Raw genomic sequence first — 11,187 nt, 5'->3', positions numbered from 1 at the left:
CGTCCTTGAAGTCCTGATCGAACTTCCGTCGCGTCTCTGCCATCGCCGTCCCCCTTTAAGGCGATGTCTCTACGTTACGAGGGGAAGCCCAGCCCGCACCAGGTCGGCGGTCAGGTAACGGCGGCGCATGTAGTACAACTCCTCCTCTCGGTGGCCGTGCTCGCCGGCGGCGACCGCGCGGATGCCGGTATTGGTGCCATAGGCGTACAGCGCCAGCAACAACCGCTCCAGCATCTAACCGGTGATCTCGCCACGGCCGAACATCGAGGAGATCGTGGCCCGGCAACTCGAGCGCAGTACCGCCTCCTTCAGCACATCGATCAGCGGCACGGTGCCCCACCGGCCGACGATGACCTTCTTCAGCCGGCCGAGGTTACGCGGCTCGGGCAATGCTTCCAGCGGGCTCAGCTTGATCGCGCCCTGGTTACCGGGGCGGGACCGGATCTGCAACCACTACAACGGCATCGCGTCGTTAAGCGCCCCCAGTTCGGCGCGCATCTCCCGCTGCAGATCGTCGATGAAGGCGCGCGGGTCCAACGGCTTGCGCAACGCCCGGTAGTGCTCGGTGCGCCGCGCATCGAAGTCGGCCGGCAAATCCTCATCAGGGTTGCGGAACTCCATCGCCCCGACCACCCACACGCCCTTGCACTTGAGCTGGTCGCACAACGCCTCGAAGGTACGGATCTCATACACCGTGCGCACCACCCGTCGGCGGCCACGCCCGTCGACGCGGTAGGCCAGCTCCGCCCAGTCCCCCGACAGGCCCGAATGCGCCGGCACCGTCTCCCCGGCCGGGTAATAGGTCAAATCTGTGGCCGCGCGGTAGCGGTGCACCAGGGCCAAAGCGTCCAGCACCGGCCGGTGGGAGTTGTCACAACGAAACTCCAGCACCTCCAGCAGCCGAATCAGCCCCTTCCTCCTTGCCATGCACCCGCTTGAACTCGGCCACGAGCTGCTTGGTCACCCGCCGATCCGCGCGGGCCTGAATCGCGTGCACCGTGCGCAGCAGCAGCGTGACCAGCGCATCGGTGATCTCCCAGGTTCGGCAGTGCACCAGCGCCGCCAGCAGCGTCACGGTCAGCTCGTCGCTGTGATCACGCAGGTGCGAGGGCAACTCCACCGCGGCCCGGGCCCGCCAGGCGGCCAGCACCTTCGGCGCCACGGCGGCGAACAGGCCCGCCGGCAGACCGATCGCGTGCACCGCCTCCAGCCGGGAGATCTCGGTCAGCATCGACGCCAGGCTCACGTTCCCCGCTGAGGCCTTGATCAGCGCCAACGCGCTCGGGTCGGCGTCCTCGTCATCTCCCTCGGCCAGCTGCACCAGTGCCAGCAGCCGCGCCCGCACCTCGGCCGGCAGCCGTCCGGCGATCCGCTCGGCGAGGATCTTCTTGGCCCGGTACAGCCCCGAACGCACGATCCGCTCCAGGCGGTCCTGAGTCGGCGGCTCGATCGACCGGATGCGGAGCTCGGCCAGCAGCCCGTCCCTGACCAGCTCGTAGCGGCGTTCCTTTTGCGCATAGCCACCGGCCAGCCAGTCGATCAGCTTGTCCGCATCGGCGACCGTGCACTGGCGAAACCCGTGGTGGGCGCGGATCTCCGCCCGGTGCCGCTCGATCGTGCGGCCGCTCCACTCGTAAAAGCCCAGTGAGGCGGCGTCGACCTTGAGCTGGCGGGCGACGAACTCGACGGCGTCGTCATGCAGTTCGGCCCGGCCTCGGGGAAACCGCCCGAACCGGCCGTAAAACTTCAACAGCAGCGCGAACCCGAGCTGCGTGTCGCGGTGCTTGACCGCGACCAGGTCCTGCTCGGCACCGACCAGCGTCCAGTGCTCAACCAGGTCCCCAAGATTCAACGAGGATCGATTCACAGCCGCAGATCATTACGGCGGTCACAACCCCGACAACAGCCCCCAAAGCATGATCAACTATTTGGCGGCCGGTGTTACGGTTCTTACCAACACCCCGTGTCGGCACGGGAGCCGGCGGAGGTGTTCACCCCGGCTGAAACGCACCGGCGCGGGGCGCTGTGCGGCACCCCGCGCCATGCTGGGGCGGGGTCATCCGTCGAGGAAGCGCGACAACTCCGCAGTGACGAACTGGGGGTTCTCCTCGACGAGCCAGTGCCCCGCGTTCGGCACATCCACCGCGCGCACGATGTTGGTCATGCGCGGGGCCGCGGTGGCCCGGAGCGGGGCGAGCTGCCCCTGGGCGGTCATGAGCAGGGTCGGGACACGTACCGGTGCTGCTGCCACGGTATCGCGGACGTCCTTGTCGAGGGCGCGGTAGAGCTCGAAGCCGCCCGACAGGACCTCGGGCCGGCGGTAGGTCCGGGCATACTCGTTGATCTCGGTGTCGGTGAACGGGGACCGATCAGAGGTGCCGCCGAACGCCGTTCCACCGAACGAGACCTGGGGATAGAACAGTGCCAGGTACTCGCGGACGTCGTCGCCTACGACCGCCTCGGGAACCCGTCGCTGGGAGTGAAAGGCGATGTGCCAGCTCAGTGAGCGGTATGTGGATGCATCGATCGCGGGCCCAGGTAGCGGCAGGTCGAAGTAGCCGAGGCGTGCGGTGTCGTCGGGGAATTGGCTGGCGTACTGAAATGCTACCGCAGCGCCGAAATCGTGCCCGACGACGCGGGCGTCGCGCACCCCGAGCCGATCGGCGATCAGCCTGTGCACGTACCGCGCCAGAGTGGCTTTGTCGTAGCCGGTCGGCGAGCCGGTGCTGTCGCCCAGTCCGGGAAGGTCGACAGCGTAGACGGTGTGGTCCTTGGCGAGTGCTGGCATGATCGGCCACCAGCCGTACCAGGTCTGTGGCCAACCGTGTATCAGCACCACTGGCGTGCCGCTGCCGCCGGTCACGTAGTGCATCCGGACGCCGTCGACGTCGGCGAAATCGTGCCGGAAGGTGCTCGTGAACTGGGGGTCGTCCCGCGTGGCGACGGCGTAGGAGGGAACGTCCCCGGCTGTCGGCGTGGAACAAGCTGCGGTGCCGATCGTGAGCAGGAGGGTGAGCGTAATGGTCGCCACCGTGCGCGCGGATCGGAGGAAGCGGCGCGACAACGGCCGCATTGCGGTGATCATGTATTCCTGTCCTGGAGGAGGTGGATCAGCGTCCGGTCGCGCCGTCGATCAGTTCGCGGAGGATGTCCGCGTGGCCGGCGTGGCGGCTGGTCTCCTCGATCATGTGGGTGAGTGCCCAGCGGATGCTGGGAGCGGGGCTTCCCGGCCGTGATCGAGGGATCGGTGCGCCGAGGTCGGTGCACCCGTCGAGAACTTCGTTCGCGCGCTCGACCGTCTTTCGGTAGCGGGCGACGACGTCGGCCACGCTGTCCGTTGGTGCGGCCTGGAACGTCGCCTGCCAGTCGGTGACGTTGTCCCCGAGGAACGTCGAGCGCTCGACGAAAGTAAGGTGGTTGAGCAGGCCGAGCAGGTTCGTGCCCGACGGCACTCCGGCTGTTCGGACCTGCGGTTCGGGTGCACCGTCGACCTTCGCGGCGATCGAGGTCCGGAGGTAGTCGAGGAATTCGCGCAGGATCTCGGTCTCGTTGCTTCCGGTCCGGGGCGGCGGGGTGTCGCCGCGACGGTTGCGGCGCGTTGTGCTGGGCACAGTGGGCTCCTTCCCTCGTCGGGAGCGGCGCTGGCGCCGGGTCAGGCGGTGCGGTGGATGAGCAGGACGTGGTCGGTGACCTCGGCGGTGCGCCCGCCCGGTCCGGTCGCGATCCGGCGGGGCGCGTCGGCCCGCTCGAGCGTCCATGTCGCCGGGTCCAGATCGATACCTGCGGCGACCTCCCGCGGGGCCGGGTACCGGACGTCGGGATCCTGGTTCCACGACCACGGCGCGGTCGAACCGTGGTCGACGACCAGCAGCCGCCCGCCCGGGCGCAGTGCGTGCGCGGCGGAGCGCAGGACGGTTGCCCTGTCCAGGTCGAAGGGGGTGTGCAGGTAGTGGGCGCAGATCAGGTCGAATCCGCCCTGCGGGAAAGACTTGTGCAGGTCGTGCCGTACGGTGATGACGCGGTCTCCCAGGCCGTGTGAGCGGGCGAGGGCGGCGAGCCGCTCGACCGCCACGGCCGAGATGTCGGCGGCGGTGACGTGCCACCCCTGGCCGGCGAGCCACAGCGCGTCGCCGCCGTCGCCGCATCCGAGGTCCAACGCGTCGCCGGGCGGCAGGCCCGCGACCGTCTCGGTAAGACGGTCGTTCGGCCGCGGGCCGGTGGCTGCCGGTCGGGCCACGTAGACGCCGTCCCAGAACGTGACCGCATCGGTGGTGCTCATCGAGGCTCCTTCTGTCGGTATGCGCTCAGTCTTGCCAGGCCCGCCCGATCTGGCACGAAATCTTGCGGTTCTGGCAAGATGGCCTCGTGGATCACGAAACGGAAGACGTGCTTGACGCGGTGGGGCCGCGGCTGCGTGCGCTGCGCCGTAACCGCGGCATCACCCTCGCTGACCTCGCGGCGACGACCGGGGTGTCGGAAAGCACCCTGTCCCGGCTGGAGAGCGGGCAGCGCCGGGCGACCCTGGAGTTGCTGCTGCCGCTGGCCCGTACCTACGACGTTCCGTTGGACGACCTTGTCGGCGCCCCGCGCACCGGCGACCCCCGGATCCACCTGAAGCCGATCCGCCGGTTCGGGATGATCTTCGTCCCGTTGTCCCGGCAGCCGGGCGGGGTGCATGCGTTCAAGATGATCATCCCCGCTCAGCCGGAACCGCTCGAACCGACTCCGCAGACTCACGAAGGCTTCGAATGGCTGTATGTGCTCAACGGTCGCTTGCGGCTGGTGCTCGGTGAGCGCGACCTGACGTTGCCGCCCGGTGAGGCAGCCGAGTTCGACACCTCCTTGCCGCACTGGCTGGGCAGCGCCGACGGCGGCGTGGTCGAGCTTCTCATCCTGTTCGGCCTGCAAGGGGTGCGTGCGCACGTGCGCACGCACCCTCATCGGTCGTCTCCCAGCGGGATCCAGCGGTGAGCTCAGCGAGACGGCCGTCTGTTCGCGTCAACAGCGAGCCTTCCCGCACGGAACCTGTGGTCGACGACGTTGCGCCCGCAGGAGTCGGCCCGGCCGAACACGGGTGGCCGCTGCGAGCCGTGTCGCTCCAGCGTCCCCGTTAGCCGGACGGCTCGGGGAGGACTGCGACCGACCGCCCTGACCACCTACAAAGCACTATTAGCGATGTGCGGTCAGGGTGTAGGCGCCCCGGGTACAGCCGGTGACGCGCCAGCCGCCCGGTGTCTGCCGGGCGGCGACGCCCGTGAGTCCGGCACCACCGACGACCGGCCGGACGCCGCCGGGGAACCAGACGTCGAGGCCGCACCCGGTGCCCTCGCCTTGGGCCGTGAGGCTCGCCTGGTCCGACGTGAGGCCGGTCAGGCGGCCGGGGACGGAGCGGGGGTAGGGGCGCGAGAGCTCGGCAACGTATTCGGGGGGCGGGGGCAGGTCCTTCCCGGTGGCACAGTCCTCGGTCATGAGGTTGCCGCCGGTCTTGGACTCGGCGCCGGCGTGGGCGTCGCCGCAGGACTGCTTCCAGACCCAGAATGCGCCGCCGATGCGGTGCCGGTCCTCTTGGTCAGTGTATTTCGCGATCGGGGCCGAGGCGGGGTCGCCGAACCAACCCCACTCCCCCGACCAGAGCCCGGCGCCGTAGTATTCCGCCGCCCGGCTCGCCAGGTCGAAGCCGCGCTCGATGTTCGTGATGGTGAGGCCGGTGCCCTGGTCGATGGTGATCGACTCGTTGTAGAGGTGGGGGGCGAAGACGAGCAACCGGTCGTCGGTGAAGTCCTTGGGCACCGGGACCTCGAAGCCGAGGCCCGACCAGAGCACGGATGGCTCGAAGAAGACCAGGTGCGGAAAGCCGCGCTTCTCGCCCGCCCTGATGGCCTTGATAGCTCGGTCGTAGTAGCGGCCGAGCAGGACGCCTGAGGTGATCGGCGGGGCCTCGCCGAAACCGGGCTCGTTCAGCAGGTCGTATCCGGCGACCATCGGCTCGCTCGCGAACCGCTCCGCCAGCATGCCCCAGGCGGCGACCAGGCGGGTCTGTATGCCATCCCTGTCCTGGTAGAAGTTGGTGAAGGCCCGGGCGACGGCCGGAGAGATATCGCGTCCGGTGAACTCGCACTTGGGGGCGCCGTCGAAGCGGTCGGCCCAGGTGGGGGCGCCGTCCCAGCCGTGCATCGGGGAACCGTTCTCGCAGGTGGTGCTGGGGGCGGCGTTGACGCCCTTGCCCCAGGCGTCCTGGTGCATGTCGATGACCGTGCGCAGGCCATGCTTGGCTGCGATCTCGACGGCCCAGGAGATCCTGGCGAGGTAGGCCGGGTCGTAGTGGCCGGGCCGGGGTTCCAGGGCTGACCAGGACAGGGCGAGGCGGATGACGTTGAAGCCCATCTGCTCCATGCCGGCGAAGTCGGCCTCGGTGAGCGGTCGCGTCACCGCCTTGTCCGGAAATTTCTGGAAGTAGTCTTCGAGCTGGTTGACGTTCACGCCGCGCAGCAGCACCTCGTTGCCGTCGGCGTCGACGATCCTGCGGTCGGCTGAGAGCGTCAGGCCCTTGGTGCGCGGTGGCGGCGCAGTGGTGGTGCCGGGCTGCAGGAGCGGTATGGCGAGCGCCGCTGCGGCCACGACACCCCCCATTCGTATCGGCGCAGAAAAGGCGACACCCTTACGCGCCGGGAGAAAGGCGGTTCTTCGCGCCGGAAGGGTGGCGGGGAGGAGGGCGACGAGGGCTGCCGTTGCGAGGGCGAGGAGGGCACCAAAGGAGAGCGCGGGGGCGAGGCGGAGCATGATCGCCGGTGCCCAGAACGCGTCGCCGCCCGCCAGGTCGCGGGGGAGCCCGATGGCCGCCTCGACCAGGCCCAGCGTCGCGGCCGCTCCCAGCGCGGAGATCCCGGCCACGACGGCCCGCGGCGAGGTGGTGTCGCTGAGCCGGCGGTTCAGTGCCCAGGTCATCACGCCAAGCAGGGTGATGGCGGCGAGGCAGCCCAGTGGTCCCGCCTCGGGCGCCGGGGCCAGCGGGGAGTCGCCGATGGCGTACCCGACGGGTGAACCGCCCCACCACACCCCACCGACCGACGCGCCCAAGACCACGGTCACCCCCGACGCCATCCACCCCGGCTCCGAAGCCTGCGGGAAGAACGACCCCAAGGCCACAGCGGGTCCAGCGCCCGGCCCTGGGGAGGGCGGGGAGGTCGAGCTCGAAGGGGGTGAGGTGGTGCGGCGGCATAGGAGCTGGGTGAGCCAGGTGGCCGCCAGGACCGGCAGGCCGAAGACCGCCGCCTTGACGCCGGTGAAGCCTGTCGACCACGCCAGGTAGACCACATCGCCGAAGGCCATCACCAGCGACATCATCAGCTTGGCCGCCATCGCCGACCACACCACCGCGCCCCACACGAGCAGTGCCGTACGCAGCGGGGCACGCCCGCGCGCGACCACCCACGCCAGCACCCCAACCCCCGCCAGCAGCAGCGGCACGTAGACGGCCGGCGCGGCCACCTGCCAGAGCCCGGCGACGGGCAGCAGGTCGGCGCCCGTCCACGTATACGGCGCGGCCAGTCCTGACGGGTCGAACGCCGCCCCCAGCACGATGACGGCGGCCAGCACCACGACGGCGATCGGCGACAACCAGCGGTTTCTCATAGTGTCGGCGACCATACATGAGCATTGCTCACAAATGAAGAGTCAGATCCACAACAGCGCGGAAGACCGGCCGAACCCGCTGATGCTTCGTTCCTCGAAGAAAGTAGGCAAGACGGCGGCGAGGCCCGGGAGCGGTGTCGTGTCAGCGGCCGTGTCAGGACGGCGACGGCCCGGTATCAGGGCGGTCGGCGATGGTGGACGCCATGAACGGTTCAGCGACTGCGGCCTCAAGGCCGGGTGAGATCCCCTCGGGCGACCCCACCTGAGCAATCCAGATCCCCGGGCACCAACAGGACCGCATTCCACCAGCCGTCCGTTCAACCGAACTTCGTAACAGATTCAAAGGAGCACACCACCATGTCCGTCACCCTCACCGACCAGGACAAGCTCACCCTGCGGACCGGCGCGTGGGGCGCCGTCTCGCTGATGTCCGCCGCTGGTGCCGCCGGCTCGGCGCACAAGGTCGCCACCCACGGCTCCATCGCCCTGACCTCCGCGACCGGCCTGGTCGGGCACGTGCTCACCAAGGCGCCCAAGGGCGTGAAGTACGGCAAGTCCACAGCCGAACTCGCCGACCAGGTGCTGCCGGCCCTGACCGCGGCCATGAGCCTGCTCAAGCAACAGGCTCCGGCAGAGGCCGACAACTTCCGCCGCACCGTCATCGTCGCCATCGAAGCATCCGCCCACACCCACCAGGGCCAGCCCAGCCCCACCCTGGCCGACATGGCCCGCAAGATCACCGAAGCCCTCGACGCCGCTTGACGGGATGCCGGCCCGCGCAGCCACAGCTTGTCACGGGGTCTCCGGACCCCGGCCCATCACCGCAGACAAGGATGTCGAGCTGCTCATCGTGCCCGGGACCGAGCACCAATTCATCGACTGTCCGCATGACGTCCGCAAGCGCGCCTGGGACTTCCTGGTACGCGAGCTGATGGGCACCCAGCCGCCCGCCTACCGCCCCGCCCCATCCGACCCCGAATTGGTCGGCGAACTCTTCGCCTGAGCGCGACACCACAGAGACAAGGAACCATGAAAACCCAATCCCCACCAGCGATCACGGAGACCAGGGCGCGCATCTTCGGCGTGCGCCAGCGCCCGGTCATCCTCGGCAAGGTCTTCCGGCGAGCGACGGTCGCGGCACTGGCGGCCGCGCTGCTGGCCGGGGCGGCCACACCGGGTGTGGCCGCCGCGGACACCAGCGCGGCCGCGCCGAAGGCCGCTGCCGGGCAGGACCGCCCGGAGCTGCAGAAGGCCATCCAGAAGTTCGTCGATGCCGGGTTCGCCGGGATGCAGCTGCGCGTGCACGATCAGCGGGGCGACTGGGTCGGCAGCGCCGGAGTGCGCAAGCTGGGCCAGAGCGCCAAACCACCGACGAACGGGCGGTTCTGGGTGGGCAGCGTCACCAAGACCTTCACCGCGACCCTGGTGCTGCAACTGGTGGCCGAGGGCACGATCGGGCTGGACACACCGGTGGCCGATTACCTGCCCAAGCTCGGGCTGGACCGGCGGATCACCGTACGGATGCTGCTGCAGCACACCAGCGGATTGTTCAACTACACCGGCGAGGTCTACGACGACGGAACGGTCGTGCCGGGGATCCCCGCCACCGGCGACGCATGGCTGAACAACCGGTTCCACACCTACCGGCCGCAGGAGCTGGTACGGCTGGCGCTGTCCAAGCCGGCGCGGTTCGAGCCGGGCACGGACCAGAACTACTCCAACACCAACTACACGCTGGCCCTGCTGCTGATCGAGAAGGTCACCGGCCGCTCCTACGCCGAGGAGATGCAGCGGCGGATCTTGGGGCCGCTCGGGATGCGGGGCACCGTGGTGCCGGGCACCCGGACGCAGCTGCCCGGGCCGTACGCCCACGGCTACTACCGCTACCAGGACGCCGGCCAGCAGAAGACGGTCGACGTCTCCCGCCAGAACCTCTCGCTGCTGGCCGGCGCCGGGGACCTGATCTCGACCACCGAGGATCTCCAGACGTTCTTCTCCGCGCTGATGGGCGGCAAGCTCCTGCCGGCCCCGCTGCTGGCCGAGATGCGCAAGCCGTATGGGAAGCTCGGCTACGGCCTCGGGCTGTTCGTGCAGGACCTGGGCCCGGCCTGCGGCACCGTCTTCCAGCACAACGGCAGCCCCCCGCACGGCTTCGGGGCGCTGATGTACAGCTCGCCCGACGGCAGTACGACCCTGACCGGCTCGGTGACTTGGGTGGATGAGGCCACCAGGGGCCCGGCCAAGGATTTCCAGAAGCTGCTGGACGGGCTCGTCAAGGAGGTGTTCTGCGACGGGCAGGCCGCGGGCTGACGGGGCCGAGCCGGTTCAGTAGAAGGGGCCGGGCACCTCGGACCCATACGCCCTGAGGGTGGACTCCTTGCGGTCGTGCACCAGGTAGAGCGCGAACCCGGCCACGCCGAGCTCAGCGAGCTCGGCGTGGCCGGTCCACAGGCGCGCACGCCGGGCCGAGCAGGCGCAACCGGTCGACGAACCCGTCAGGGACGAAGCAGGACTCCGGGGTCGCACAATCAGTCAACGCGGCGGAAGGCCGCGCGGTAGTCCCTCGGGCGTCGTCCGGTGTGCTTGGCGAAGAGGGCAGCGAACGTGCCGGGGTCCCTGTACCCGACCGCGGCGGAGATGCTGGCGACGGTTCGGTTCGTGGTCTCAAGGAGGTGACGGGCGCGACGGACACGCGACGACTGCAGGTACTCCAGCGGGCTCTGGCCGGTCTCGTCCGCGAAGCGCCGCAGCAGCGTCCGGGTGCTGACCTTGAACGTGTCCGACAACGCGGCGAGGTCGTATCGGGCGGCAAGGTTCTGGTCGAGTCGTCGCATGACCCTGTGGGAGAACTCATTTCCGGGTTGCGGAAGAAATCGCGCGTCAACGTATGGAGTCTGGGACGATCGCGCATCGTCGACGAGCGCCACCCGCGCGGTTGCCCGGGCCACGCCGACACCGCTGTGCCGACGGATCAGATCCAGCGCGAAGTCGTACATGGCGCTGAAGGCCGCCGTCGTCGTCACCCCCGTGTCGCTGACGACCAGACGCTCGGGCCGGACGTCAGCGTCCGGACAGCGTCGAGCCAATTCGTCCGCGAGGAGCCAGGCTGTCGTAGCCCGGCGTCGGTTGAGGAGTCCAGCCTCGGCGAGCAGGAACGCACCGACACAGATCGAGACGACGACAGTGCCCGCAGCAGCGTGTGAGCGGATCGCCGCGATTTCAGGGGCGAGGGGTGCGAGCTTCGCGTCCACGTCCAGGCCCGGCAGGAGCTCGAACCCTGGCACGACAAGGACATCTACCTCGCGCAGCGGAGAGACGTCCAACGCCGCACCACCCGATGCGGTGACACGCCGACGAGGCGAAACGATCGACACCTCATATCCGGAGCCGTCCGGCCCGGCAACGTGCATGGCCATCGTCAAGAGATCGGGTACGCCGAACACCTCGGACGCGAAGCAGCCTGGATAGGCCAGGACGCCAACCCGCAGCGCGCTCACGCTCGCCTCCTCACCACCAGCCTACGGCGAGATCACCCGCATACATGGCGATCTGGCC

Annotated in this window: 14 protein-coding genes; 4 read left to right on the top strand and 10 right to left on the bottom strand. The window is 69.2% G+C overall.

The annotated features are described in order from the left end of the window. Window positions 1-69 precede the first annotated feature (69 nt). The 7 genes from ACFY2X_RS40135 to ACFY2X_RS40105 all read right to left on the bottom strand — a co-directional run bounded on the left by ACFY2X_RS40135 (window position 70) and on the right by ACFY2X_RS40105 (window position 4,279). Window positions 70-234, bottom strand: a complete 165-nt coding sequence (locus ACFY2X_RS40135) for a Tn3 family transposase (protein WP_389948447.1) — start codon at window positions 232-234, stop codon at window positions 70-72. Next, a complete protein-coding gene (locus ACFY2X_RS40130; protein WP_389948445.1) occupies window positions 235-450 on the bottom strand; it encodes a hypothetical protein in 216 nt (71 codons plus the stop codon). A gap of 3 nt (window positions 451-453) precedes the next feature. Continuing rightward, window positions 454-891, bottom strand: a complete 438-nt coding sequence (locus tag ACFY2X_RS40125) for a hypothetical protein (RefSeq protein ID WP_389948443.1) — start codon at window positions 889-891, stop codon at window positions 454-456. Further along, entirely contained in the window at window positions 872-1,852 is a 981-nt protein-coding gene (locus ACFY2X_RS40120) for a DUF4158 domain-containing protein (RefSeq protein ID WP_389948441.1), read from the bottom strand. The genes ACFY2X_RS40125 and ACFY2X_RS40120 overlap by 20 nt, the downstream gene beginning before the upstream one ends. 204 nt (window positions 1,853-2,056) lie before the next feature. Then, on the bottom strand, window positions 2,057-3,085 hold the full coding sequence (locus tag ACFY2X_RS40115) for an alpha/beta fold hydrolase (RefSeq protein WP_389948439.1): 1,029 nt from the start codon (window positions 3,083-3,085) through the stop codon (window positions 2,057-2,059). A 25-nt stretch (window positions 3,086-3,110) separates the two neighbouring features. Beyond that, window positions 3,111-3,611, bottom strand: coding sequence for a DinB family protein (locus ACFY2X_RS40110; RefSeq protein WP_389948437.1), 501 nt, complete (start codon window positions 3,609-3,611; stop codon window positions 3,111-3,113). 41 nt (window positions 3,612-3,652) lie between these two features. Further along, window positions 3,653-4,279 carry a class I SAM-dependent methyltransferase gene (locus ACFY2X_RS40105; protein ID WP_389948435.1) on the bottom strand — a complete coding sequence of 209 codons (627 nt, stop codon included), beginning with the start codon at window positions 4,277-4,279 and terminating at the stop codon, window positions 3,653-3,655. A gap of 86 nt (window positions 4,280-4,365) precedes the next feature. On the opposite strand from ACFY2X_RS40105, the gene ACFY2X_RS40100 reads away from it, so the two are divergent. Continuing rightward, complete coding sequence (locus tag ACFY2X_RS40100; protein WP_389948433.1) at window positions 4,366-4,971, top strand: helix-turn-helix domain-containing protein; 606 nt, start codon at window positions 4,366-4,368, stop codon at window positions 4,969-4,971. 198 nt (window positions 4,972-5,169) lie between these two features. Here ACFY2X_RS40100 and ACFY2X_RS40095 read toward each other — a convergent pair whose 3' ends face one another. Next, a complete protein-coding gene (locus ACFY2X_RS40095) occupies window positions 5,170-7,632 on the bottom strand; it encodes a glycoside hydrolase family 5 protein (protein ID WP_389948431.1) in 2,463 nt (820 codons plus the stop codon). Window positions 7,633-7,989: 357 nt separating this feature from the next. Between ACFY2X_RS40095 and ACFY2X_RS40090 the strand changes: the two genes are divergently transcribed. Genes ACFY2X_RS40090 through ACFY2X_RS40080 form a run of 3 tightly spaced genes read left to right on the top strand, consistent with a single transcriptional unit; the run spans window position 7,990 to window position 9,942 of the window. After that, window positions 7,990-8,394: a hypothetical protein gene (locus ACFY2X_RS40090; protein ID WP_389948429.1), complete on the top strand. Its 405-nt coding sequence runs from the start codon at window positions 7,990-7,992 to the stop codon at window positions 8,392-8,394. Window positions 8,395-8,398: 4 nt separating this feature from the next. Next, window positions 8,399-8,635, top strand: coding sequence for a hypothetical protein (locus tag ACFY2X_RS40085; RefSeq protein WP_389948427.1), 237 nt, complete (start codon window positions 8,399-8,401; stop codon window positions 8,633-8,635). Between the two features lie 26 nt (window positions 8,636-8,661). Then, entirely contained in the window at window positions 8,662-9,942 is a 1,281-nt protein-coding gene (locus tag ACFY2X_RS40080; protein WP_389948425.1) for a serine hydrolase domain-containing protein, read from the top strand. Window positions 9,943-9,957: 15 nt separating this feature from the next. Here the strand turns inward: ACFY2X_RS40080 and ACFY2X_RS40075 are convergent, their stop codons facing one another. Both ACFY2X_RS40075 and ACFY2X_RS40070 read right to left on the bottom strand, forming a co-directional pair. Continuing rightward, window positions 9,958-10,158 (bottom strand): hypothetical protein, encoded by a 201-nt coding sequence (locus tag ACFY2X_RS40075; RefSeq protein WP_389948423.1) that lies wholly within the window; start codon window positions 10,156-10,158, stop codon window positions 9,958-9,960. A 2-nt stretch (window positions 10,159-10,160) separates the two neighbouring features. Then, window positions 10,161-11,129 (bottom strand): GlxA family transcriptional regulator, encoded by a 969-nt coding sequence (locus ACFY2X_RS40070; protein WP_389948421.1) that lies wholly within the window; start codon window positions 11,127-11,129, stop codon window positions 10,161-10,163. Window positions 11,130-11,187: the final 58 nt, after the last annotated feature.

The sequence above is a fragment of the Streptosporangium sp. NPDC000396 genome (genome assembly GCF_042898655.1).
Taxonomy (GTDB): Bacteria; Actinomycetota; Actinomycetes; order Streptosporangiales; family Streptosporangiaceae; genus Streptosporangium.
Note: the sequence above shows the minus strand (reverse complement) of the source record. Positions and strands in the feature narration are given on the sequence as shown.